This is a genomic window from Stenotrophomonas sp. JC08 (assembly GCF_052180205.1).
GTDB lineage: Bacteria > Pseudomonadota > Gammaproteobacteria > Xanthomonadales > Xanthomonadaceae > Stenotrophomonas.
Map to the genome: position 1 here is coordinate 2,713,298 of NZ_CP197473.1, position 23,133 is coordinate 2,736,430.

Consider the following 23,133-nt stretch of genomic DNA (forward strand, 5'->3'; position numbering starts at 1 on the left):
GGAACCGCAGCTTATGATGGCGGCATGAACACTTCTTCGCTCTACAGCCGCCGCAGCCAGGAGATCGCGCCGTTCCACGTCATGTCGCTGCTGGCGCGTGCCAATGCGCTGGAACAGGCCGGCTTTGATGTGATCCATCTGGAGATCGGTGAACCGGATTTCACCACCGCCGCACCGATCATCCACGCCGGCCAGGCCGCGCTGGCCGCCGGCCATACCCGCTACACCGCCGCCCGTGGCCTGCCGGCGCTGCGCGAGGCCATCGCCGGCTTCTACCGCGACCGCTACGGCCTGGCCATCGATCCCGAGCGCATCCTCATCACCCCGGGTGGCTCCGGCGCTCTGCTGCTGGCCTCCAGCCTGCTGGTCGATCCCGGCCGGCACTGGCTGCTGGCCGACCCGGGCTATCCGTGCAACCGCCACTTCCTGCGCCTGGTCGAAGGTGCCGCACAGCTGGTGCCGGTGGGGCCGCAGACCGGCTACCAGCTCACCCCGGAGCTGGTCGGGCAGCACTGGAACAGCGACAGCGTCGGCGCGCTGGTCGCCTCGCCAGCCAACCCCACCGGCACCACACTCGATGCCGGCCAGCTGGCCGCGCTGTCGGGCGCAATCAAGACGCGCGGTGGCCATCTGGTGGTCGACGAGATCTACCACGGCCTGACCTACGGCTTCGACGCCCCCAGCGTGCTGGAAGTGGATGACGAGGCCCTCGTGCTGAACAGCTTTTCCAAGTACTTCGGCATGACCGGCTGGCGGCTGGGCTGGCTGGTGGCGCCGCCACAGGCCGTGCCTGAGCTGGAGAAACTGGCGCAGAACCTGTACATCAGCGCACCGTCGATGGCCCAGCATGCGGCACTGGCGTGTTTCGAACCGGAGACGATCGCGATCTTCGAACAGCGCCGCGATCAGTTCCGCCAGCGCCGCGACTACCTGCTGCCGGCCCTGCGCGAGCTGGGCTTCCGTATCGACGTCGAGCCGCAGGGCGCGTTCTATCTGTACTGCGATGTCAGCGCGTTCACCGACGATGCGCAGGCGTTCTGCGCGCACTTCCTGGAAACCGAGCATGTGGCGTTCACGCCGGGGCTGGATTTCGGCCAATACCGCGCCCACCAGCATGTGCGCATCGCCTATACCCAGGACGTGGCACGGCTGCAGGAAGCGGTGAGGCGCATTGCGCGGGGTCTGGAAAGCTGGGACAGCCGGCCCCGCTAACGCGGGAGCATTCATCCCCCGGACCTGCAGGAGCGACGCAAGAAAAACGCCACCCGGAGGTGGCGTTTTCCCGGATCAGAACGGCAGGAACATCACTTCCCGCCCAGTTGCTCCCACAGGAAGCTGTAGGCCAGCGCCTGCATGTGCGCGGCCTGCGCGTTGTTGGCCGCACCGCCGTGACCGCCTTCGATGTTCTCGTAGTACGTCACGTCCTTGCCGGCCTCGATCATCTTCGCGGCCATCTTGCGGGCATGGCCCGGATGGACGCGGTCATCGCGGGTGGAGGTGGTGAACAGCACCGGCGGGTAGCTCTTGGCCGGATCGAACAGGTGGTACGGCGAGAAGGTCTGGATGAACTCCCAATCGGCCGTATCCGGGTTGCCGTACTCGGCCATCCACGAGGCACCGGCCAGCAGGTGGCTGTAGCGCTTCATGTCCAGCAGCGGTACCTGCACCACCACCGCACCGAACAGCTCCGGGTACTGGGTCAGCATGTTGCCGGTGAGCAGGCCGCCGTTGCTGCCGCCCTGCACGCCCAGATGCTTGGGCGAGGTGATGTTGCGGCGGACCAGATCCTGCGCCACCGCGGCGAAGTCCTCATAGGCCTTGTGACGGTTCTGCTTCAGCGCCGCCTGGTGCCAGCGCGGACCGTACTCGCCACCGCCACGGATGTTGGCCACGACGTAGACGCCGCCCTTGTCCAGCCAGGCGCGGCCCATGCCGCCGGAATAGCCCGGCGTCAGCGAGATCTCGAAACCGCCGTAGCCGTACAGCAGCGTCGGGTTGGAGCCATCCAGCTTCATCGCCTTGTCGTGCACCACGAAGTACGGCACGCGGGTGCCGTCCTTGCTGGTGGCGAAGTGCTGCTCGATCACCTTGCCGCTGGCGTCGAAGAACGCCGGCATGGTCTTGAGCACTTCCGGCTGCTGGCCGATGTCGGCAAGGGACAACGTGGTCGGGGTCAGGTAGTCGGTGACGGTCATCCACACCGCGTCGCTTTCATCCGGGTCCACCGCACCGATGCCGATGGTGCCGAACGCCGGTGCGCCGGTGAAATCACTGGACACCCAGCCATCCTTGCCGTGGGTCAGCACCTTCAGGCGGTTTTTGACGTCATCGAGCACGTTCAACACCACGTGCGATCTGGTCCACACCGCGCGGGCCAGCGAGGTGCTCTCCGTCGGCGCGAACAGCACATCGAACTCGCGCTTGCCGGCAATGAAGTCGTCGAACTTCGTCGCCAGCAGCGAGCCGGCGGCGTAGGTCGTGCCACCCACGGTCCACGGCTCGCGCAGCTCCAGCGTCAACCATTCGCGATGCACGCCCTTTTCGGCCGAATTGGGCGCATCGACCTTGGTCAGGGTGGGCGCTCCTGCGCATCCTGCGCCCGCGCCACTCGCACATCCATGTGCATCGTCTGCGCCGATCAGGAACAGCTCGTTGTTGTAGAAGGCCAACGTGCGGCTGACGAAGTTGCGCTCGAAGCCGGGCGTGTCGTCGTGCATCGCCGAGATGTACATGTCCTCCGGCTTGCCCTCGTACACGGGGGTGGACGCCGACAGCGGCGTGCCGCGCTGCCAGCGCTTGACCACGCGCGGATAGCCGGAGGTGGTCATCGAGCCGTCACCGAAATCGGTGTAGACGAACACGTTGTCCTGGTCGATCCAGCCCAGCCCGCCCTTGGCTTCCGGGCGGAAGAAACCATCCTTGATCCAGTCCTTCTTCGACAGGTCGAACTCGCGGGTGACGTCGGCGTCGGCGCCGCCGCGCGACAGCGCGATCAGGCAGCGGGTGTATTGCGGGCGCAGGCAGTTGGCGCCATGCCACACCCAGTTCTCGCCTTCGGCCTTGTTCAGCGCGTCCAGATCCAGCACGGTTTCCCACAGCGGCTCGGCCTTGCGGTACTCGGTCAGCGTGGTGCGGCGCCAGATGCCACGCTCATGCTGCTTGTCCTTCCAGAAGTTGTAGTAGTAGTCGCCGATCTTCTGCACGCCGGGGATCTTGGCGTCCGAATCAAGCACCTCGCGGATGCCGGCCTCCATCTGCTTGAACTGCGCGCTGCGCGCCAGCCGGCCCTCGGACTCGGCGTTGCGCTCCCGGACCCAGTCCAGCTGCCTGTCGCCGGTGACGTCCTCCAGCCAGGCGTAGTTGTCCCCGGCGGGGTCAGCGGCCATGGCGGCGCCGGCCAGGCCGGAGGAAAGCAGCCCTGCGACAAGGCAGGCGGAGGTGATTCTGGACATGTTGGCTCCATGCGGACATTAGGCCGCGAACGCTAGCACAGCCGTTCCCGCCCTCCCCCTGTCAAAGGTCAGGCCGCCTGTCCCCAGCGTGGACGCAGCGGGCGCCGGGCCCGTCGCGCCTGTGGACCGCGACGCCGCTTGCCGGCACCGTTGCCCCCGCGCCATGCCGCCGGCAAACGGAAACGGTACAGCGCCCACCACGCCACCAGCGGCATGCCCACCAGCCACAGCGGCAGCCAGCCGATCCACTGGCTGTAGCCTCGCGCGGCCGGCCACACCAGCACCAGTGCCAGCCCGGCCAGCGCCACCTGCCGGACAGTACGCACCACGTGCGGATCGGGCTGCTGGCGGGAGCGGCGGGATGACGGGGCGGACAGGTTGGACATGACGTACTCCGGCAACAGAAGTGTGGTGGAGTGCATCCTCACCGCCTTCCATCTCATGGACTGCGACCTGCCATTGACGCGCCCGTCGCTGCCCGCCCAACATGCTGTCCACCCATCCCTTCCGGTGTCCCAGTCCGCAATGCGATCCATTCCAGCGTTTCTGTCCGCCCTGTTGTTGAGCCTGACCCTGCCGCTGGCACCCGCCCATGCACAGCAGACCCCTGTGGCGACGCCGGTTGCGGAGGGAGATGCCGATGGCCCGCTGGACCTGCAACGCTTCATGGGCCGCTGGTATGTGATTGGCCGCGTACCCAACTTCGTCGAGCGCGGCCATGTCGCCAGCATCAACACCTACACCCTGCGCGAGGAGGACAAGGTCGCCATCAGCTACCAGTTCCGTGAAGGCTTCGGCGAGCCGGAGGAGCAGATCCAGATCCGCGCCAAGGTCGATGAGGACAGCGGCAACCGCCGCTGGCGCACCTGGTTCTACAAGGTGGTGCCCACCCGTTCGCGGATCCTGGAAGTGGCCCCGGACTACTCCTGGGCACTGATCGGCTACCCGGGGCGCGAGATGGCCTGGATCTTCGCCCGCGAGCCGGACATGGATGCCACGCTGTACCGCCAGCTGGCCCAACGCCTGCGCGACAGGTACGAGGTCAACACCGACAAGCTCAAGCGCGTGCCGCAGCGCCCCGACCAGGTGGGCAAACTGGGGTTCGAGGTTCCCAACCGGAAATAACCGTTCCCATCCGCCGGCACACTGGCCGGCGACCATAACTGGGAAAGCCCGACGCCATGGCGCCGGGCTTTTTCGTGGGCGGCGGTCGCAGCCGGCTCAGTCGTAGTTGCCCAGCGCCAGCGCGAGCAAGGTCTTGGCCTGTTCACGCAGGGACTGCGGCTCGACGATTTCCGCATCCGAGCCGTAATGCAGCACGTCCATCAGCAGCTCGCGCGAGACGCTGTACGGCACCTTCAGCTCATACCGGCCATCGGCCAGAAAACGCCCCTGCTGCCTGGAGTGCCAATGCTCATCGGCCACCCAGCGCGCGGCCTTGGCGCTGAACACGATGGTCGCCCAACCCTTGGGCGCACCGGAGAAGATGCCGTAGCCGGCGCCCAGCTGTTCATCCAGCTCGCTGTCGGGGATGTCACGCGCGGCCTCGTCGACCACCCGCGCCTTGTGGATGCGGTCCACCGCGAAACTGCGCACAGCTTCCCGGTTGTGATCCCACGCATCCAGATACCAGTTGTCGCGGTAGTGGGTGATGCGTTGCGGTGACACCGTGCGCCGGGTCGCCTCGTCGGTGGAACGGGCGCGGTATTCGAAGGACAGCTGCTTACGCTCCAGCACCCCCGAGGCGACGGTACGGAAGCTGGCTTCATCCAGCTTGCGGCCGCGATGCGGGATGACCCGGACCCGCTCCACCGGCCAGGACGAGGCCCCGGCCTGGGTGGCCAGCAGGCTTTCGATCCGCTGCTGCAACGGCGCCAGCACCGAAGAGAGCACCCCGCCACCGGTGCGCGCCAGCAGGTGCTGCGACGCCAGCAGCGCGTGCAGCTCCTCGGAGCTGAGCCACAGGCCCGGCAGCTCGAAGCGTTCGTTCTCATCGCTCTGGTAGCGGAAGCCGGCCTCGCCGTCGCCCTCCACCGGTGCCATCAGCGCATCGCGCAGAAAGGCCAGATCACGGTAGACCGTGGCCCTGGAACACCCCAGTTCCTCCTGCAGCCGTGCCACCGTGACCGGGTAGCGGGCGGACTTGAGGAGACGATGCAGCGCATTGATGCGTTCATAGCGGTCCATGCCGCCGATTATGTCCGACTCGACGGCGCAATGGAGCCACGCCGCAGCCGGCCGCTTCCGCAACCGCGGATGAAGTGCCGTTTCCGCCTGAACCGGTCAGTGGCGACGCCTCCGGTATCATCAAAACGCCTCCCTTTTCCCCTTGCCCTGGAGACCGATTGATGTCCCTGCGTGTTTCTCTGATTTTGCCGCTGCTGCTGTGTGCGCCACTGGCCTGGGCCGACGAAGCCGCCGACGCGGCCGCGATGTCTTCCCCTTGGAGTGGCAGCGGTGGCGAGCTGGGCTTCGCCTCGGCGCACGGCAACAGCACCACCGAGAGCTTCAACGGCCGCCTGAAGCTGCGCCACAGCGACGACGACTGGGTGCACAGCATGGACCTGTTCGGCCTGCGCTCCAGCGCCCAGTACAAGCAGACCGCCGACGACGGCACCGTCACGCGCAAGCGCCAGACCACCGCCAACCGCTATACCGCCAGCGCCGGCAGCGCGCTGCAGCTGGGCGAGCACCGCCAGCTGACGGCCACGGTGCGTCATGAAAACGACGATTTCGCCACCTACGACCGCCAGAGCAGCTTCGGTCTGGGTTACGGCACGCGCCTGATCGGCAGCGAGCGGGTGACGCTGGATACGCAGGTCGGCCCCGGTGTGCGCCGCTCGCACAACGCCGAAACCGACAAAAGCCGCACCGAACTGATCGGCCGCGGCCTGTTCGACCTGAAGTTCTCGATCACCGACAACACCGAGCTGGTCAACACCCTGCTGGTGGAATCGGGCTCGTACAACACCTTCGCGCAGAACGATTTCGGCGTCGCGGTGAACATGAACCAGCACTTCGCGCTGAAGGCCGGCTGGCAGGCGCGTCACAACAGCGACGTCTCCGAGGACAAGCGCAAGACCGATACGCTGACCACGATGAACGTGGTCTACAGCTTCAAGTAAGCGCTCGCGTCCACCTCACGGAAAAGCCGGCGCAAGCCGGCTTTTCCGTATCTGTCCGCTGGAGAGCGTCGCCGCGACTGCCGTCGCAGCCACGACATGCCCCTCGCCGTGGCTCAGCGCAGCAGTTCGCCCGCGCCCGCTTCCAGCAGCTGCCGCGCCACCGCGCGGCCCAACGCTTCCGGATCGCTGGCCGGACCGGTCGCCTCGGCACGCACGATGCGGCCATCGCTGGCGCCGCCGACCAGTCCCTGCAGCCACAGTGCATCGGCACCCTGCCACTGCGCGAATCCCGCCACCGGCACATGGCAGCTGCCATCCAGCGCACGGTTCATCGCCCGCTCCGCCTCCACGCAGGTGCGCGTCGCAGCGTCGTCCAGCGCGGCCACCAGCGCGATCACCTCGGCCGCATCCGCGCGACATTCCACTGCCACCGCCGCCTGCGCCGGTGCCGGCAGCCATTGCGGCGCACGCAGGCGGTCGCGGATGCGCTCGCCCAGCTCCAGGCGGTCCAGGCCGGCACAGGCCAGGATGATGGCGTCATGCTCGCCGGCATCCAGCTTGGCCAGGCGCGTGTTGACGTTGCCGCGCAGGTCGCGCAGCTGCAGGTCCGGACGCAGGGCGCGCAACTGGGCCTGACGGCGCAGCGAGGAGGTACCGACGCGGGCCCCCTGTGGCAGCGCATCCAGCGTGGCGTAGTGGTTGGAGACGAAGGCGTCGGCCGGATCGGCGCGGGTCAGGATCGCCGACAGCACGAACGGCGCCTCCAGCTCCATCGGCACGTCCTTGAGCGAATGCACCGCGCAATCGGCTTCGCCGCGCAGCATCGCCAGCTCCAGCTCCTTCAGGAACAGGCCCTTGCCGCCGATCGCCGCCAGCGAGCGGTCGAGGATCTCGTCACCGCGGGTGCTCATCGGCACCAGCGTGACCTCCAGCCCCGGATGGGCCTGGCGCAGGCGGTCGGCGACGTGTTCGCTCTGCCACAGGGCAAGCGGGCTCTTTCGGGTAGCAATGCGCAGGGTAGTCATGGCGCCATTATCGCCGCAGCCGGCGCGGGGGTCACAATTGCGGCAGTTGCTGCTTCAGGTTGGCCACGCAACGGCGGCTGACTTCCAGTGTCTCGGGCACATCCCGCAGCACCGCGTGCACCTGCCCTGTGGCGATACGCCGCAGTTCCAGCAGCCGCTCACGCGCCACCAGGCAATTGCGGTGGATGCGGATGAAGCGGGCGGGGAACTCATCCTCCAGCGAACGCAGCGATTCCTCGATCAGGTCCTGCCCGCGCGCGTGATGCACCACCACATACTTCTCGTCGGCCTGCAGATAGAAGATGTCCTCCACCGGAATCAGCCGCAGGCTGCCACCCAGCTTCGCGCACAGCACACGCCGCGCCTGCCCTCCCGCCGCAGGCGCCGGATCGCGCCCGGCGACAAAGGCACGCACGCGCTCCAGCGCCACCGCCAGCCGCTCGGCGCGGATCGGCTTCATCAGGTAATCGATCGCCGCCGCCTCGAACGCCGACAGCGCATGCGCGTCGTAAGCCGTGCAGAACACCACTGCCGGGCGTGGCTGGAACTGCGCCAGATGGCGGGCGGCCTCGAGCCCGTCGATACCGGGCATGGCGATATCCAGCAAGGCCAGCTCCGGCTGCAGCTCGGCGCAGGCCTGCAGGGCTTCGGCGCCATTGGCGACCTCGGCCACCACCGTCACCTCCGGATGGGCGGCCAGCAGCAAACGCAGGCGCTCGCGTGCCAGCGGCTCGTCATCGGCGATCAGTACTTTCATTCCATCCCCCGGGATTTGAGCGCCTGTCTGCCAGTCGTGGGCTCCCCGCCCCCGCTCAGCCTTCGAAACGTTGCTGCAACCACTGGCCGAGCGCGTGGATCTCCTCGGCGCAGACCTGGTGGGCCATCGGATAGCGGTGCCATTCCAGGTCGAACCCGAGCTGCTTGAGCACCTGCATGCTGTGCTCGGCGACCTGCACGGGAATCACCGGATCGGCGCTGCCATGGGCCATGAACAGCGGCTGGGTGTTGGCCCCGTCCACCAGCTGGCTGGCGGCGGCATCGACTTCCGGCAGATAGGTGGACAGCGCGATCAGGCCGGCCAGCGGCTCGCGGCGGGTCAGGCCGGTGGCCAGGGTGATGGCGCCACCCTGCGAGAACCCGGCCAGCAGGATGCGCGTGAGCGGAATGCCTCGCGCCTGCTCGCGCGCGATCAGCTCCTCGACCTGCGCCACCGATTCGGCCACGCCGGCGGCATCGGCACGACTGCGGAAATCCATGCTGACGATGTCGTACCAGGCACGCATCGGCATGCCGCCGTTGATGCTGACCGGGCGCTTGGGCGCATGCGGGAACACGAAGCGGATCGCCGGCCAGTGCGGGCGCACCAGTTCCGGCACGATCGGCGCGAAGTCATGGCCGTCGGCGCCGAGGCCGTGCAGCCAGATCACCGACCATTCCGGCACCGCGCCGGTTTGCTGCTCCACCGTTTCCAGCATTTCCACCACTCCCAAAGACAGGCCGCCATTATGCCTGCCCGGGCAATGCGGCTCAGTCCGGCAACGGCTCGCGCATGGCCGCGGCCCTCAGCTCGGCCGCACGCAGCAGCACCGGCGGCGGTGCGCTCTCTTCGGGAATGGACAGCAGCCGGTGCCGGCGCAACCAGTCTCCCCAGCCACGCGAGGAGGTCAACGCCACCACCGGCACCGCCAACGCCATGCCGATCACCACCGGTGCCATCCATGCGGCCAGCGGTGGCGAGACCGCATAGGCCATCGCCCCGACCAGCAGCCCGAATACGCTCAGGCCACCATAACGGCGCAGCAGTTCGGCCCATGACACGCTGCCGTCATCGCGCTGCTGCGCATCCCAGCCGGAGTCCTTGCCGGCCAGCACCTCGGCCACGCCACGCGACTGCACATACATCACCACCGGCGCCATCAACGCCGCCAACAGGGTTTCCAGCAGCACCGAGAGCAGCGCGCGCAACGCACCACCGCAGCCCACGCGCTCGCCGCGCACGGTCAGCATCGCCACATAACCCATCGCCTTGGGCGCCAGCAGCACCGCCATGGTGACCACGAACACCCAGATCACCCCGTCCTGGTCCAGCCCGCGCCAGTAATGGCCGGGCGACAGCTGCAGGTGCAGTTCCTGGGCCAGATCGATGCCACCGCGCACCAGCGGAATCGCCACGCCGATCAGCATCAGCATCGCCCACATCGGTGCGGTGAAGTAGTGGCCGATGCCGATCAGCATGTGCACGCGGCTGATCCAGTGCAGGCCACGTGCGCCCACCACCTTGGAATGCTGCAGGTTGCCCTGGCACCAGCGGCGGTCGCGGATCAGCAGGTCGGTCAGCGTCGGCGGGCCTTCCTCGTAGCTGCCCTGCAGGTACGGCACCATGTGACAGGCCCAACCGCCGCGGCGGATCAGAGCGGCTTCGACAAAATCGTGGCTGAGCACATGGCCGCCGAACGGCTTGCGGCCGGGCAGCTCGGGCAGGCCGGCTTCCTCGGCGAAGGCGCGGGTGCGGATCACCGCGTTGTGGCCCCAGTAATTGCTCTCGGCGCCATGCCACCAGGCCACGCCATAGGCCATCACCGGGCCATAGACGCGGCCGCCGAACTGCTGCATGCGGGCGAACGCGGTGCGGCCGTTGACCACCGCCGGCAGCGACTGGATCAGGCCGACGGTGGGATGGCTCTCCATCGCCGATACCAGCCGCACGATCACCTCGCCGGTCATCAGGCTGTCGGCATCGAGGATCAGCATCTGCGGGTAATCACCACCGAAACGGCGCACCCAGTCGGCGATGTTGCCGGCCTTGCGGCCGACGTTGCTGGCACGGCGGCGATAGAACAGCCGTCCGGCGCCGCCGGTTGCCTCGATCAGGCGCGCGAACACCTGCTCCTCGGCGCGGCCGGTCGCCTCGCGGGTGGTGTCGCTGAGCACGAAGAAATCGAAATGGTCCAGCTGCCCGGTGGCCGCGACCGATTCATAGATCGCCTGCAGCCCGGCCATCATCCGCCGCGGGTCCTCGTTGTAGGTCGGCATCAGCAGCGCGGTGCGGGTGCCCAGCACCGGCAACGGCGCGGCCGGATCGATACCGAGCTTGCGCCGGCCGCGCAGCAGCGCCTGCAGGCCGGCCAGGCTGCCGACGAAGGACAGTGCGATCCACGCAAACAGCAGCACGAACAACACCAGCAGGCAGGCCTCCAGCACGTTGATGCCACCGTTGGCCAGCACCCGCGCCATCATCCAGGTCGCCGCCGCCGTCATCAGCGCGGTGGCGCCGAACACATACAGCCGCCGCAGCAGGATATTGCGCGGCGCGGTGCCCTGCCGCGGCACCTGCAGGCGACCGGTGCGCAGGGACTGCTCGGGCATCGGCAACGGATGTTCGTCCGGCAGGATGGCGATGCCGGCATCGCGGCACGGCGTGGCATCAGCCACCGGCGTCACCGACAACGCTCCACCGCCGCGACGGCGGGACAACAGCGGGCCGGGCGACAACCCCGGTCCGGACAGGCATGAGCGCTATTTCCGTGATGCACCGGCTTACCTCTGTGTGACGACGTGGGAGTACGGAAGCTAGAGGGCGCACCATAAACAGGGCGCGAACAGACCATCCGCAGCGCGACAAGGCCACTGCTGGGCACCGCACAGATCCCGTGTTGGACGGGGAGTGACGGCGTGTCATGGCCCTCTGGCCGCCGCCTTGGGGCGTTGCGGCGGCGGGGAATTATCCTGCAAACAAAACAGCCTGGAAGTATTTCCCGCAGGTTGTCCCGTCCGCGGCCCGCACTGCCAGAAAGCAGTCCGGCACCGGTCAGAGATGGTCACGCCAGGACATTACCGCATGCGCCACCACGCCGGGCCGCGACGCAGCGCGCCTGCATCCATTGCGGGAATGCGCCCGGCTTTTCCTACCAAAACCCTCACCGCCACCGGCCAGTCATACCGGCCATATCCAGCGGCTGCAGTGGAAGCACCGGCGTTTTCAACTGGCCCGGTACTTTGCGCCGCTCAGGCCGGACGATCGGACAGCAGGCCGATACGGCGGAACCACATTTCCACCGGCACGGTCACCAGCGGCGGCATCGCCGCCAGCAGCGCCACCAGCACCGCCCACAGCGGCCACTTCAACTTGCCCCATGCATACAGGCTCACCGCCACGTAGAACAGGAACGCCAGCCCATGCAGGCGACCGAACAGCCACACCCCCAGATCGGTGGTCTGCGTGCCGTATTTCAGCAGCATGCCGATCAACAGCCCCGCCCAGGTCACAGCTTCGACAAAGGCGGCGATGGCGAACAGCCGTCCGGCGGGAGACAGGGATTTCACGGGCATGGGGATGCGGTTCCAGCAATTTGAAGAGCGGCGATTGTAGGCGAGCCGCTGCCGCAGCGACGCTTGCAGGCGTCCGCACTCCTAACGCCTATCAACCCGGCCCATGGCCCGGGCATCGACCTGCGACTGGAAGCCTTCCGGCCGCTACCGCCCGCTCAACCGAAGAAATGCAGGAATCCCAGCGGGTCGTGCATGCGTGCAATTGCATACACCATCGCGAACACCAGCAGTGCCGCCGCATAGAACCCGGCCTTCACCGCCCGCGTCCGGCCGCGCCGCAGCGCGAACACCCCCAGCACGATATAGATCACCAGCAGCACCAGCTTCACCGTCAGCCAGCCATTGGCGAACATCGCGCCCGGCAATATCGTCAGCAGCATCAGCGCCGCGGTCAGCAGCGCGGTGTCGATGCTGTAGCTGAACCAGCGCACCACCAGCCAATGCGGCCAACGCATACCGGCCAGCACACCGGCACCACGCAGCGCGAAAATCAGGCCGCTGCACAGGGCCATCGCGATATGGACGGCTTTGATCTGCGGGTAGAACTCGATCATCGATAGACCTCGAAGGACGTCACTGGCGATGGCGGCCACCACTGCCGTGGCCGGTGCCGCCTGATGGCCACATTCTGGCCGAAGCGGTACGACACCATCTTGACCTGCATCAGCCGGCCGGCCTGTGAGCCGTTGCCGCCGGCACTGGTGATGCCATGCCCGCAACGACAAAGGGCGGCCGAAGCCGCCCCTTGCCTTTCACACCATCACGCGGGGATCAGCGCGTGTTGTTGCCGGACTGCGTGACCTTGCCGGGGCTCAGCCACAGCGCCGCCACGAACAGTCCCACCAGCAGTGCACCGACCGCGAAGATCGTGTCGCCCGGTACACGCAGCCACACCAGCAGGTCGATGATCGAGCGGTTCATGAACTCCGCCGAACGTGCATACCAGTAGCCGTGCTCCAGGTTGGCTTCCAGCTGCAGCACGCCCATCGGCAGCAGTGTCAGGATGGCCATCAGCGCCAGGCCGATGTTCATCGCCCAGAAGCCGCCGCGCAGCAGACCGGTCTTCCACACCGCATCCGGGCGCAGGCCACGCAGGCAGTACAGCATCAGGCCGATGCCGAGCATGCCGTACACACCGAACAGCGCCGTGTGGCCGTGGGCCGCGGTCAGGTTGGTACCCTGCATGTAGAACAGCGCCAGCGGGGTGTTGATCAGGAAGCCCAGCAGGCCGGCGCCCACCAGATTCCAGAAGCTCACCGCCAGGAAGAACATGATCGGCCAGCGGTAGCGCTCCATCCACGGCGTGGCGCGGCTGTTGCTCCAGGTCTCATAGGCTTCCAGCCCGATCAGCGCCAGCGGTACCACCTCCAGCGCGGATATACCCGCACCGACCGCGATCACCCCGGTGGTGACACCGGCGAAGTACAGGTGGTGGAACATGCCCAGCACACCGCCGGCCATGAACACGATGGTGGCGAACAGCACGTTGATCGTCGCCGAGCGGCCACGCACCAGCCCCAGCTTGACGAAGATGAAGCTGATCACCGCGACCGCGAACACCTCGAAGAAGCCTTCCACCCACAGGTGCACGATCCAGAAGCGCCAGTAGGTGATGATCGAGATGTGGGTGTGTTCCTTCCACATCAGGCCGGCGGCATACAGCAGGCCGATCGCCACCGTGGACAGGAACAGCAGTCCGGCGATATGGCGGGCTTCATGGGTCTTGCTGCGCAGGGCCGGCCACAGCGCGCGGCCCACCAGCACCAGCCACAGCATCAGGCCGATGAACAGGTACACCTGCCAGAAGCGGCCGATGTCGGTGTATTCCCAGCCCTGGTGGCCGAACCAGAAGTTCTTGTCCAGACCCAGCTTCTGCATCACCGCCAGCCACTGCCCGGCGAACGAGCCGACCACGATGACGATCAGGCTGATGAACAGGAAGTTCACCCCCAGCCGCTGGTACTTGGGTTCATGACCGGAAATCGCCGGCCCCAGGTACAGGCCGGTGGCCAGCCACGCGGTGGCGATCCACAGGATGGCCAGCTGCGTGTGCCAGCTGCGCGTCACCGCGTAGGGCAGGTAGTTGGCCAGCTGGAAACCGTAGGCCTCCTGGCCTTCGATCTGGTAGTGCGCGGTGGTTGCACCCAGCAGGATCTGCACCAGGAACAGCGCCATCACCACCCAGAAATACTTGGCGGTGGCACGCATCGACGGCGTCACCGTGATGCTCAGCGACGGATCGGTGGACGGCGGCACCAGCGGCTTTTCCTTGCCGTGGTAGACCGCGTAATGCCAGGCCAGCAAGGCGATGCCGGCAATCATGAAAAGAATGGAGAACATCGACCACATGAAGCTGCTGGAGGTGGGCGTATTGCCGACCAGCGGTTCGTGCGGGAAGTTGTTGGTGTACGACTTCACATCACCCGGGCGATTGGTCACCGTCGCCCACGACGCCCAGAAGAAGAAGGCGTTCATCTTGGCGCGATGCTCGGCGTCGGGCACCGGGTTCTCGCGCAGGGCATAGGCCTCGCGCAATTCGGCGGTAGCCGCATCGTCGGAGAACACGCTGGAGTAATGCGTGCCCACCTGCGCGATGGCCTGCGCACGTTCGTCGGAAATGACGATCGTTCCGGTGGCCGGATCGTAGGTATTGCGACGGATTTCAGGCTTGATCTCGGCCTGCAGCTTGGCCTGCTCGCTCGAATCCAGCGCCTCGTACGCTTTCCCGAACTCGGCCTGCGCGCGCAGGTCCAGCATCGCCAGCACCTCGCGGTGCAGCCATTCGGCCGACCAGTCAGGTGCGATCAACGCACCATGGCCCCAGATCGAACCGTTCTGGTGACCACCGATGCTCTGCCATACCTGCCGCCCGACCTGGATGTCGTCACGGGTGTAGACCACCTGCCCGCTCTCGGTGACGACCTTCTCCGGCATCGGCGGCGCGGTCTGGTAAAGATCCTTGCCCAGCCAAAGCATGATGCCGAAGCTGATGATCAGCAGGGCGCCTAAACCCACCCATAGCTGTCTGGTTATTTTTACGCTCTTTGGTTCCACAGCTTGCCCCTTCTATCCGGAAGACAGCGCCATATTCCCCAGTTACGCACAACCGTATGTTGACTTTGGTCAAGTGCAGCCCCATGAAGCCCGCCACGCGGGCCGCAGGGATCACTTGCCACACTGCACTTTCCCACCGCTGTGCGACCACCCCGCACCCCTGCGACCGGTTTGCCCCGCCTCCAGGCCCATGACTGCAACAAAGCCCAGGCAGCATGCAAACCGTTTGGACAGGCGGCTGGAACTCCCAGGCCACCTGCCCTGCCCCAAGCGTGCCGGGCCATCTTCCGCCTATGTGGCGGGATTTACCATTGCGAGGCCGCAGCGGATCACGCCACCCGCGAACCTGCGGAAACTGTTGCAATCGAAACCATGCGCTGATGACCTGCCCATCTGTCACCGGCCCCGCGCAGATTGGAATGGCAGAGGCAGCCCCGGAATCGCACCGCCCTGCCGCCGGCCCGGTGTTCTTGTGGCCTTTCCGATTTCAGGCGGCCTTATTCGCCGCCTTCGTCCATGCCCGCAGGCCCATCACCGCCAGGGCGATGAACAGCACATACAGCCCGGCGGTCAGGTTGAGCGACTTGACCGCGTACATGCCCACGTACACCACGTCGACCACGATCCACAGCCACCATGCGGCGACATGACGGCGGGCCTGCCACCATTGCGCGACCAGGCTGAGCGCGGCCAGCATCGCATCCAGCCACGGCAGCGCGGCATCGGTAAAGTGGTGCATGGCCGCGCCGAGGGCGAGGCCGAACAGCACGCCCAACCCCAGATCACGCCACAGATGCGCCCCCGGCAGCGCGGCGATGGTCACGCGTCCGTCGCCTTGCACCCGCCGCCGCCAGTTGAACCAGCCGTACAGCAGGAACGCGGCGAACGCGCCCTGCAGCAGCATGTCCGAATACAGCCGGGCGTCGGCGAACACCAGCGCGTACAGGCCGACCGACACCAGCCCGACCGGCCATGCCAGCATCCGCCGCTGCGCCATCAGCCAGACGCCGAGGATGCTGAAGCCGACCGCCGACCATTCCAGCAATACCGGGTTCACAGCGCGATGCTGACCGACAGGCGCGCCTGGCGCGGCGCACCGGGGAACAGGTAGTAGTCACCCGAGCTGCTGCCGGTATCGCGCCAGTAGAAGCGGTTGAACACGTTGTCCACCGACAGGTTCCAGTTCAGCGCATGTCCGTGCAGCCGGTGCTGGAAGCACAGGCCGGCATCGGCGACGTTGTAGCCGGGCGCACGCACGCGGCCATCGGCGGTGGCCACATTCGAGGACGCATAGCGCCAGCCGCCGGTGACGCTCAGGCCCGGCACGAACGGCAGCTGGTAGTCCACGTGCAGGGTGGCACGCGTGCGCGGCACGTTGATCAGCTGATGGCCTTCATACGCCGGCGTGCCGGTGTCGCGTGCACGGGCCTGCAGCACGCTGGCGCTGGCGGTCAGCTGCAGACGCTCGCTGATACGACCCTGCGCACTCAGCTCCAGCCCGGTATGGGCCTGCTGGCCTTGCTGCACGAAGGTATGACCATAGGCGCTGTCGTCAGGCATGGCGTACTGGAACGGCCGGGTGGTGCGGAACAGCGCCGCGCCCAGCGTCAGCGCATCGGCGTGGGTGTACTTGGCGCCCACTTCGATCTGGCGCGAGCGTACGGCGGGCAGGTAGGTGCCTTCGTTCGTCGTCCAGAACGGCGCTTCCTGGCCGAGCGAGATGCCCTGCGCATAGCTGGCGTAGAGATTGAGGGCGTCATTCGCATTCCAGATCAGTGCGGTCTGCGGCAGGAAGCGCGACAGCCGGCTGGCGCGTTCGGGATTGCCGCGCTTGTCCCACGCGCGCTCATCCAGATGCACGAAACGGCCACCGGCCAGCCACTGCCAATCCCCGGCGATGCGGATACGATCGAGCACGAACAGCGCCTTCTGCGCGCTGTCCAGCCGCCGTACATGGGCGCCGGGCTGCAGCGGCGAAGGGCTGAACTGCGGCACCTCCGGATCGTGGATATTGCCGGTGCCGACGTAGTCGTTGACGTTGCGGCGCCGGTCCACGGTGCGGTCGAAGTAGTCGGCGCCCAGCGTCAGCTGGTGCTCGATGTCGCCGGTCGTGAAGCGGCCACGCAGTTCGGCGCGCAGCTGCCGGTTGCGGCGGGTGTCGTCCGGGCTGCGGTAGTCGTAGATGTCGTAGTCGCCATTGGGCGCGAAAAAGTTGCCCGGCACGCTGCCGTCGGCACATTCGGTGGCGTAGTAGCAGCCATAGGCGAAGGCGACGTTGTCATCGATGATCGAGCGGCTGTAGCTGGCCACCACCCGCGACTGCCAGGCCGGGCTGAAATCGTAGGTGTGCAGTGCGCTGAGGTTGGTGCTGTCGATGCCCACCGGCTGCTGCCAGGCCTGGTAGCCGAGCATGTGTTTGGGATCCACCTCATCGGGCAGTGCCACCGCGCCGAGCAGCTGGTAGCCGGAGGCCGAACGCTGCGCGCTGGTCTGGTAGTTGGCATCCAGCTGCAGCTTGCCGCGCTCACCGATCAGCCAGTCGGTGGCCAGCGCGTAGAAATTGCGACGGCCATCACCATGCTCGATGTAGGAGCCGCTGTCATCCCATGCCGCGTTGAAGCGCACGCCGATACGCGGGGTGATCCAGTGGCCTACGTCCATGGCGGCATAGCGGGTGCCTTCGGCATCGGTGGCGAGGGTGATGCTGCGCACCTCGGCCGGGCGCTTGCCCACATAGTTGATGACGCCACCGGGCGCGATAACGCCCGCCGCCAGCCCGGCCTCGCCCTTGAGAATTTCCACCTGCTGCACGTTCTCCAGCGCCAGCCGCTGTTCACCGGCAACACTCAGGCCGTTGAAGCGGTAGCCGGTGGCGGTATCCAGCGCGAAGCCGCGGATGGCGATGTTCTGGTAGTAGCCCACCGGCGCGTAGCTGTCGCCGAGCGAGGCATCGTTGTGGGCCAGTTCGGAGAGGCTGCGGACGTGGCGGCTGTCGAGCAGCTCACGGTCCAGCACGTTGATCGAGGCCGGGGTGTTCTTCCAGTCGCCGGGGCCGAAGCTGTTGGACTGCGTGTCCTTCGCACCGGGTTGCTCGGCCTGCACGCGCACGGTCGCCAGTTCGGTGGCGGTGCGTTCCTGCGCCTCGGCTTCAAGGGGGCTGGCGTGCAGCGGCAGTGCCGCGCCCAGCGCAGCGCTCAACAACGTGATTCGGTAGCAGCGGTTCATTCGTTCGTCATCAGCCGGATGGGGGAGACGAAGCGAAGGCGCGCAGGCCATCCAACCCTGAAGGTGGTGTGCCTGCTGCTCAAAGCTCCCTACGCCGGTGCAAGCCGGATCAGGTTCCAAGGGACTCTCTCAGCCTGCGATAACCAGGCACCCCCGCTTCAGTCGCGTATTGGACCACAAACGGTACGGTTTTTCCTGTGCTGGTGTTCAGGCAGCCGCGCGCAACGCGTCCAGCAGCGCCTGTCCGTCGCGCGTGCCGAACCAGCGTGCATGGCCGAGCAGGAAGTCATGCCAGGCCACATCGGCATTGGCGGTGGAGCCGGTGGCACCGTGGAAGTACTCCACCTCCGACAGGGCGAAGTCGAAATGCACCACCGGCAACAGGTCGGCCAGCAGCTGCACCTGTCGCGCGGACAGCGGCCGCTGCTGCCGGTAGCCCTCCAGCAGCGCCAGCGCGGTGGCCACATGCACCGCCTCCATGCCGCGCTCCAGCTGCAGCCACGCCACCGCGTTGCGCTCGATCGCCGTGGCCAGATCGAACAGCGCACTGGTCGGCGAGGCCAGGCCGAAATCGAACACGCTCGCCACCACCGTGGCATCGCCCTCGCGTTTCCACAGCAGGTTGGAGACATGCCAGTCGTTGTGCGCCCACAGCCGCGGCTCGGCCTGCAGACGTGCAGCCAGACCCGCGTGCCACGGCAGCACCCCCTGTTCGAGCGACTGCCGCCAGGGCTTGTGTGACAGGTAGTCGGCCAGTGCCGGGCGCTGGCGGAAGTCGCGTTCCAGCATCGCGATCGGATCGTCGCTGCGCAGCAGGTCATCGCGCGCGACCAGCATGTGCGTGCTGCGCTGTGGCGCGTGGTACCCGGCCGACGCCTGATGCAAGCGGGCAAGCATCCGGCCGGCTTCATGCGCCTGGTCCAGAACGGTCAGCGGCGTCCACGAAGGTGCATCGCGATACAGGTCCTCGCCCTCGGCGACAGCATGCACCTCGTAGGTCCAGTCGCCCTGCTCGAGCGCGGTGACACCGTCGCGATCCTGCAGCACCTTCACCACCGGCACGCCGGCAGCGCCCAGATGCGCGATGAAGCGATGCTCCTCGCCCAGCGTCACCGCCGTGCGGACATGGCGGTGATGACGCTTGATGAAGTAGCGGCCGGACGTGCCACCGACGATGGCCGCCGCCGACATCGGCCGCGGACTGTGCCACTGCACCGTGCCGGCACCTTGCAGCTGCGCAAAGCGCTCGCGCAGCCAAGCCACCTCGGCTTCGCTGATCGCAGGCCAGTCGGCAGGCACCTCGTCGTTGTTGAGGCCCTGGACGCGGTGGTCGATGGTGTTCATGCAAGAAAAAACCGGGGTCAGAGTCGAATTCTGCCTGTTTTCCCGCTGCCGGGTTGGTGAGGCCAGGCCGGCGTCGCCTCCAATCCTGTCTGCTGCGGTCACTTGCCTGTCCCCGCACGGCTTGCTGCAATGCGCTCCACCTTGAGGGAGCGGCACATGCAGGAAATCGGGGAATGGCTGCTGGTGAACCCGGCGCGGATCATGGTGCTGGTGTCACTGGTTTTCAGCACCTTCATCCTGTGGGGCGAATATGGCGGGCGCCGCAGCGGCGGCAGTGGTTGGCTGACGCTGGCACGTGTCGGCATCGGCTCGATTTTCAGCGTGGTCACCGCCATCGTCGCCGCATTCTTCGGCGGCGTGGGCGCGTTCTTCGGCTATCTGCTGGTGCAGATCCTGGTCTGCGTGGTGCTGCCGCTGGTACTGGTCGACAGGATCTGACGCAGGGACGCGACAACCGGGAAAAACGGCAAAAATGGGGGCAAATCCCGGGACATCCCACTCCATCCGCTGTTTTCCCAAGCCAGGTGATGCTCTCTATTCAAGCCGCGGGCCATCCTGATCGATGACCACTTCGCCATCTTCCTTGGCGAATGGACGGGTGACCGTCGGCAGAATGTCGAGCACAACCTCGGATGGCCGGCACAAACGCGTGCCCAGCGAAGTGACCACAAATGGCCGATTGATCAGGATCGGATCGGCCAGCATCGCATCGATCAACTGCTCGTCCGTCATCGTCGGATCGTCCAACCCGAGAGCTTCGTACGGCGTGCCTTTCTTCCGCAGGGCATCGCGCACGCCCAGGCCGGCCGCGGCGATCAATTCGACCAGACGATCACGCGTCGGCGGCTCATGCAGATAGTCGATGACGGTCGGCTCGATGCCGGCATGGCGGATCAGCGCCAGCGTGTTGCGCGAAGTGCCGCAGGCGGGGTTGTGATAGATCGTGGCGTCCATGGTGGCGTCCTTAGGTGCTGGCCGATGAAGTCCCGCAGCATTCGCTGCGTGCGGGCCGGGAGACTTCTGCATTGGCGACATCGGCAGAAGCTGCAGGAACGATCGCGGTGAGCGGCGGCAACGTCACCGCGCCGGAGGCGGCGGCCAGCTTCGCTGCGGCCAAATCGCCTTTGCGTTCGCTGTAGCGGTCGGTGAGATAGTCGCTGCGGTCGCGAACCAGCAGGGTGAATTTGACCAGCTCCTCCATTACATCCACCACGCGGTCGTAGTACGGGGACGGCTTCATCCGCCCGTCGTCGTTGAACTCCTGCCAGGCCTTCGGCACCGAGGACTGGTTGGGGATGGTGACCATGCGCATCCAGCGGCCCAGCTGGCGCAGGGCGTTGACGACATTGAACGACTGCGAGCCGCCGCACACCTGCATTACCGCCAGGGTCCGACCCTGGGCCGGGCGCACACCGCCGTCTTCCAGCGGCAGCCAGTCGATCTGGTTCTTGAACACCGCCGTCAGGGTGCCATGTCGTTCCGGGCTCACCCAGACCTGGCCTTCCGACCACTGTGACCATTCGCGCAGCTGCCGGACCTTGGGATGGTCCGGGCTCACGCTGTCCAGCATCGGCAGCTCACTTGGATCAAACACCCGGGTTTCAGCGCCGAAGTGGCGCAACAGCCGTTCGGCTTCCAGCGCGAGCTTGCGACTGAAGGACTGCGGGCGCAGCGAGCCGTACAGGATCAGGATTCGCGGGGGATGTGCCGAGCCCGATACGCCCAGCTTGTCCTGCGTGGGGATGTCCAGCACCTCCGGTGCCAGATTGGCCATCTCGGGAATCGTCATGTCGATTGCACGCCATCTTTAATTTCCATTATTCTAGAATTATGAAACTTGACGAAGCAACCATCGCCCTTGCGGCGCTCGGACAGGCGACCCGGCTCTCGGTCTTCCGCCTGCTGGTCGAGGCCGGTCCGTGCGGCCGGATGCCCGGCGAGATTGCCGAGGCCTTGTCGCTGCCCGGCGCGACCTTATCCTTCCACCTCAAGGAGCTTGCCGCCGCGGGGCTGGTCCATAAAGAGCCGCGTGGCCGCAACATCTGCTACCGGGCCGACTTCGACGCCATGAATGCTCTGATCGGGTTCCTTACCGACAACTGCTGCGGCGACAGAGCCCGGTGTCTTCCGGCCTCCGGCACCTCCCGCAAGGGCACACAGGAAGCGGACAAGGACTGATCCATGCTGACTGCACTGCTGATATTCATCGCCACTATTGCCCTGGTCATCTGGCAGCCCAAAGGCCTAGGGGTGGGATGGAGCGCCATGCTGGGCGCTGTATTGGCCTTGTTGACCGGGGTGGTGGCGCTGGCGGACATCACGACGGTCTGGGGTTTTGTCTGGAACGCCACCTTCACTTTTGTCGCGGTGATCATCATCAGCCTGCTGCTGGATGAAGCCGGGTTCTTCGAGTGGGCGGCGCTGCATGTGGCGCGCTGGGGCAAGGGCAGCGGACGCCGGCTGTTCACCTTCCTCGTATTGCTCGGTGCGGCCGTGGCGGCGTTGTTCGCCAATGATGGCGCTGCACTGATCCTGACGCCGATTGTGATCGCCATGCTTCTGGCGTTGAGGTTCAGCCCGGCGGCCACGCTGGCGTTCGTGATGGCCGCTGGATTCATCGCAGACACGGCCAGCCTGCCGCTGGTCGTTTCCAACCTGGTCAACATCGTCTCGGCGGATTACTTCGATATCGGCTTCGCCGAATATGCCTCGGTGATGATCCCGGTCAACCTCGTCTCGGTCGCGGCGACGCTTGGCATGCTGCTGTGGTTTTTCCGCCGCGACATTCCCGCCAGCTATGACGTGGCCCAGCTGAAGGATCCGCGTTCGGCCATCATCGATCGCACCACCTTCAAGGCAGGCTGGGCAGTGCTGGCGTTGTTGCTGGTCGGCTTTTTCGGGCTGGAGCGGATCGGCGTGCCGATCAGCGCGGTGGCAGGCGCCGGTGCACTCGTCCTGCTGGGCGTGGCGGCAAAGGGCCACGTGATATCGACCCGCAAAGTCATTCGGGAAGCGCCGTGGCAGATCGTGGTTTTCTCGCTCGGCATGTACCTGGTGGTCTACGGCCTGCGCAACCAGGGTCTGACGGGCCATCTGGCCAGACTGCTGGATCTTTTCGCCAGTTACGGCTTGTGGGCGGCGACGATCGGGACCGGCCTGCTGATCGCCTTCCTGTCGTCGATCATGAACAACATGCCCACCGTGCTGGTCGGCGCACTGTCCATTGACGCCAGCCAGGCCGCAGGAACCGTGCGCGAGGCGATGATCTACGCCAACGTCATCGGCAGCGACCTGGGGCCGAAATTCACCCCGATCGGCAGCCTGGCCACGTTGCTCTGGCTGCATGTGCTGGCACGCAAGAAAATCAGGATCACCTGGAGCTACTACTTCAAGATCGGCCTCGTGCTGACGCTTCCGGTATTGCTTGTGACTCTGGTGGCGCTGGTGCTGCGGCTGAGCCTTGTGTAGCCGGCTTGGGAAACCGGGGTCAGAGTGGAATTCCGGCATTTCACGAGGCAACTTCCGATACGCGAGCTTGCCACCACCCCGTAGCGTGGGCTGCTCCAACAACGGAGCAAG

General features: G+C 66.4%; 21 protein-coding genes and 1 riboswitch. Of the genes, 6 read left to right on the top strand and 15 right to left on the bottom strand.

The genetic code is table 11. The features are described from left to right. The first annotated feature begins 24 nt into the window (after positions 1-24). Positions 25-1,212 (top strand): pyridoxal phosphate-dependent aminotransferase, encoded by a 1,188-nt coding sequence (locus ACSBPQ_RS12425; protein ID WP_442682444.1) that lies wholly within the window; start codon positions 25-27, stop codon positions 1,210-1,212. A 92-nt stretch (positions 1,213-1,304) separates the two neighbouring features. Here the strand turns inward: ACSBPQ_RS12425 and ACSBPQ_RS12430 are convergent, their stop codons facing one another. Together ACSBPQ_RS12430 and ACSBPQ_RS12435 are read right to left on the bottom strand one after the other, a co-directional pair. Then, positions 1,305-3,452, bottom strand: coding sequence for a prolyl oligopeptidase family serine peptidase (locus ACSBPQ_RS12430; protein WP_442682445.1), 2,148 nt, complete (start codon positions 3,450-3,452; stop codon positions 1,305-1,307). Between the two features lie 68 nt (positions 3,453-3,520). Further along, positions 3,521-3,838: a hypothetical protein gene (locus ACSBPQ_RS12435; RefSeq protein ID WP_442682446.1), complete on the bottom strand. Its 318-nt coding sequence runs from the start codon at positions 3,836-3,838 to the stop codon at positions 3,521-3,523. A 139-nt stretch (positions 3,839-3,977) separates the two neighbouring features. Between ACSBPQ_RS12435 and ACSBPQ_RS12440 the strand changes: the two genes are divergently transcribed. Beyond that, positions 3,978-4,577, top strand: coding sequence for a lipocalin family protein (locus ACSBPQ_RS12440; RefSeq protein ID WP_442682447.1), 600 nt, complete (start codon positions 3,978-3,980; stop codon positions 4,575-4,577). A 96-nt stretch (positions 4,578-4,673) separates the two neighbouring features. On the opposite strand, the gene ACSBPQ_RS12445 is transcribed toward ACSBPQ_RS12440, so the two are convergent. Beyond that, positions 4,674-5,639: a helix-turn-helix transcriptional regulator gene (locus ACSBPQ_RS12445; protein WP_442682448.1), complete on the bottom strand. Its 966-nt coding sequence runs from the start codon at positions 5,637-5,639 to the stop codon at positions 4,674-4,676. Positions 5,640-5,800: 161 nt separating this feature from the next. Between ACSBPQ_RS12445 and ACSBPQ_RS12450 the strand changes: the two genes are divergently transcribed. Further along, positions 5,801-6,577: a DUF481 domain-containing protein gene (locus ACSBPQ_RS12450; protein ID WP_442682449.1), complete on the top strand. Its 777-nt coding sequence runs from the start codon at positions 5,801-5,803 to the stop codon at positions 6,575-6,577. A gap of 113 nt (positions 6,578-6,690) precedes the next feature. Here ACSBPQ_RS12450 and hemC read toward each other — a convergent pair whose 3' ends face one another. The 10 genes from hemC to ACSBPQ_RS12500 form a co-directional block, all read right to left on the bottom strand. Further along, complete coding sequence (gene hemC / locus ACSBPQ_RS12455; RefSeq protein WP_442682450.1) at positions 6,691-7,602, bottom strand: hydroxymethylbilane synthase; 912 nt, start codon at positions 7,600-7,602, stop codon at positions 6,691-6,693. Positions 7,603-7,633: 31 nt separating this feature from the next. Beyond that, a complete protein-coding gene (locus ACSBPQ_RS12460) occupies positions 7,634-8,374 on the bottom strand; it encodes a LytR/AlgR family response regulator transcription factor (RefSeq protein WP_442684583.1) in 741 nt (246 codons plus the stop codon). A 40-nt stretch (positions 8,375-8,414) separates the two neighbouring features. After that, positions 8,415-9,077 (bottom strand): alpha/beta hydrolase, encoded by a 663-nt coding sequence (locus ACSBPQ_RS12465; RefSeq protein WP_442682451.1) that lies wholly within the window; start codon positions 9,075-9,077, stop codon positions 8,415-8,417. Positions 9,078-9,129: 52 nt separating this feature from the next. Continuing rightward, positions 9,130-11,049, bottom strand: coding sequence for a glucans biosynthesis glucosyltransferase MdoH (gene mdoH / locus ACSBPQ_RS12470; RefSeq protein WP_442684584.1), 1,920 nt, complete (start codon positions 11,047-11,049; stop codon positions 9,130-9,132). Between the two features lie 558 nt (positions 11,050-11,607). Then, on the bottom strand, positions 11,608-11,931 hold the full coding sequence (locus ACSBPQ_RS12475) for a DUF3817 domain-containing protein (protein WP_442682452.1): 324 nt from the start codon (positions 11,929-11,931) through the stop codon (positions 11,608-11,610). A 155-nt stretch (positions 11,932-12,086) separates the two neighbouring features. Further along, positions 12,087-12,485: a SirB2 family protein gene (locus tag ACSBPQ_RS12480; RefSeq protein WP_442682453.1), complete on the bottom strand. Its 399-nt coding sequence runs from the start codon at positions 12,483-12,485 to the stop codon at positions 12,087-12,089. A gap of 217 nt (positions 12,486-12,702) precedes the next feature. Then, positions 12,703-14,907, bottom strand: coding sequence for a nitric-oxide reductase large subunit (locus ACSBPQ_RS12485; RefSeq protein WP_442684585.1), 2,205 nt, complete (start codon positions 14,905-14,907; stop codon positions 12,703-12,705). A gap of 565 nt (positions 14,908-15,472) precedes the next feature. Continuing rightward, positions 15,473-16,030: a nicotinamide riboside transporter PnuC gene (gene pnuC, locus ACSBPQ_RS12490; RefSeq protein WP_442684586.1), complete on the bottom strand. Its 558-nt coding sequence runs from the start codon at positions 16,028-16,030 to the stop codon at positions 15,473-15,475. Between the two features lie 8 nt (positions 16,031-16,038). Then, on the bottom strand, positions 16,039-18,210 hold the full coding sequence (locus tag ACSBPQ_RS12495; RefSeq protein ID WP_442682454.1) for a TonB-dependent siderophore receptor: 2,172 nt from the start codon (positions 18,208-18,210) through the stop codon (positions 16,039-16,041). A 69-nt stretch (positions 18,211-18,279) separates the two neighbouring features. Then, a riboswitch (TPP riboswitch) is annotated at positions 18,280-18,375 on the bottom strand. Positions 18,376-18,417: 42 nt separating this feature from the next. Beyond that, positions 18,418-19,554: a phosphotransferase enzyme family protein gene (locus ACSBPQ_RS12500; protein WP_442682455.1), complete on the bottom strand. Its 1,137-nt coding sequence runs from the start codon at positions 19,552-19,554 to the stop codon at positions 18,418-18,420. A 156-nt stretch (positions 19,555-19,710) separates the two neighbouring features. Here ACSBPQ_RS12500 and ACSBPQ_RS12505 point away from each other — a divergent pair, with 156 nt between their 5' ends. Beyond that, positions 19,711-19,992: a hypothetical protein gene (locus ACSBPQ_RS12505; RefSeq protein WP_442682456.1), complete on the top strand. Its 282-nt coding sequence runs from the start codon at positions 19,711-19,713 to the stop codon at positions 19,990-19,992. 96 nt (positions 19,993-20,088) lie between these two features. Here ACSBPQ_RS12505 and arsC read toward each other — a convergent pair whose 3' ends face one another. Together arsC and arsH are read right to left on the bottom strand one after the other, a co-directional pair. Beyond that, positions 20,089-20,508: an arsenate reductase (glutaredoxin) gene (gene arsC, locus ACSBPQ_RS12510; protein WP_442682457.1), complete on the bottom strand. Its 420-nt coding sequence runs from the start codon at positions 20,506-20,508 to the stop codon at positions 20,089-20,091. A 10-nt stretch (positions 20,509-20,518) separates the two neighbouring features. Then, on the bottom strand, positions 20,519-21,343 hold the full coding sequence (arsH, locus tag ACSBPQ_RS12515) for an arsenical resistance protein ArsH (protein WP_442682458.1): 825 nt from the start codon (positions 21,341-21,343) through the stop codon (positions 20,519-20,521). A 41-nt stretch (positions 21,344-21,384) separates the two neighbouring features. Between arsH and ACSBPQ_RS12520 the strand changes: the two genes are divergently transcribed. Both ACSBPQ_RS12520 and ACSBPQ_RS12525 read left to right on the top strand, forming a co-directional pair. Next, positions 21,385-21,732 (top strand): ArsR/SmtB family transcription factor, encoded by a 348-nt coding sequence (locus ACSBPQ_RS12520; RefSeq protein ID WP_442682459.1) that lies wholly within the window; start codon positions 21,385-21,387, stop codon positions 21,730-21,732. Between the two features lie 3 nt (positions 21,733-21,735). Next, a complete protein-coding gene (locus tag ACSBPQ_RS12525) occupies positions 21,736-23,022 on the top strand; it encodes an arsenic transporter (RefSeq protein ID WP_442682460.1) in 1,287 nt (428 codons plus the stop codon). Positions 23,023-23,133 lie beyond the last annotated feature (111 nt).

Bases quoted from the DNA above. Each gene is read 5' to 3' on its own strand.
- ACSBPQ_RS12425 (WP_442682444.1), top strand. From the start codon at position 25: ATGAACACTTCTTCGCTCTACAGCCGCCGCAGCCAGGAGATCGCGCCG.
- ACSBPQ_RS12430 (WP_442682445.1), bottom strand. From the start codon at position 3,452: ATGTCCAGAATCACCTCCGCCTGCCTTGTCGCAGGGCTGCTTTCCTCC.
- ACSBPQ_RS12435 (WP_442682446.1), bottom strand. From the start codon at position 3,838: ATGTCCAACCTGTCCGCCCCGTCATCCCGCCGCTCCCGCCAGCAGCCC.
- ACSBPQ_RS12440 (WP_442682447.1), top strand. From the start codon at position 3,978: ATGCGATCCATTCCAGCGTTTCTGTCCGCCCTGTTGTTGAGCCTGACC.
- ACSBPQ_RS12445 (WP_442682448.1), bottom strand. From the start codon at position 5,639: ATGGACCGCTATGAACGCATCAATGCGCTGCATCGTCTCCTCAAGTCC.
- ACSBPQ_RS12450 (WP_442682449.1), top strand. From the start codon at position 5,801: ATGTCCCTGCGTGTTTCTCTGATTTTGCCGCTGCTGCTGTGTGCGCCA.
- hemC (WP_442682450.1), bottom strand. From the start codon at position 7,602: ATGACTACCCTGCGCATTGCTACCCGAAAGAGCCCGCTTGCCCTGTGG.
- ACSBPQ_RS12465 (WP_442682451.1), bottom strand. From the start codon at position 9,077: ATGCTGGAAACGGTGGAGCAGCAAACCGGCGCGGTGCCGGAATGGTCG.
- ACSBPQ_RS12475 (WP_442682452.1), bottom strand. From the start codon at position 11,931: ATGCCCGTGAAATCCCTGTCTCCCGCCGGACGGCTGTTCGCCATCGCC.
- ACSBPQ_RS12480 (WP_442682453.1), bottom strand. From the start codon at position 12,485: ATGATCGAGTTCTACCCGCAGATCAAAGCCGTCCATATCGCGATGGCC.
- ACSBPQ_RS12485 (WP_442684585.1), bottom strand. From the start codon at position 14,907: ATGCTTTGGCTGGGCAAGGATCTTTACCAGACCGCGCCGCCGATGCCG.
- ACSBPQ_RS12495 (WP_442682454.1), bottom strand. From the start codon at position 18,210: ATGAACCGCTGCTACCGAATCACGTTGTTGAGCGCTGCGCTGGGCGCG.
- ACSBPQ_RS12500 (WP_442682455.1), bottom strand. From the start codon at position 19,554: ATGAACACCATCGACCACCGCGTCCAGGGCCTCAACAACGACGAGGTG.
- ACSBPQ_RS12505 (WP_442682456.1), top strand. From the start codon at position 19,711: ATGCAGGAAATCGGGGAATGGCTGCTGGTGAACCCGGCGCGGATCATG.
- arsC (WP_442682457.1), bottom strand. From the start codon at position 20,508: ATGGACGCCACGATCTATCACAACCCCGCCTGCGGCACTTCGCGCAAC.
- arsH (WP_442682458.1), bottom strand. From the start codon at position 21,343: ATGACGATTCCCGAGATGGCCAATCTGGCACCGGAGGTGCTGGACATC.
- ACSBPQ_RS12520 (WP_442682459.1), top strand. From the start codon at position 21,385: ATGAAACTTGACGAAGCAACCATCGCCCTTGCGGCGCTCGGACAGGCG.
- ACSBPQ_RS12525 (WP_442682460.1), top strand. From the start codon at position 21,736: ATGCTGACTGCACTGCTGATATTCATCGCCACTATTGCCCTGGTCATC.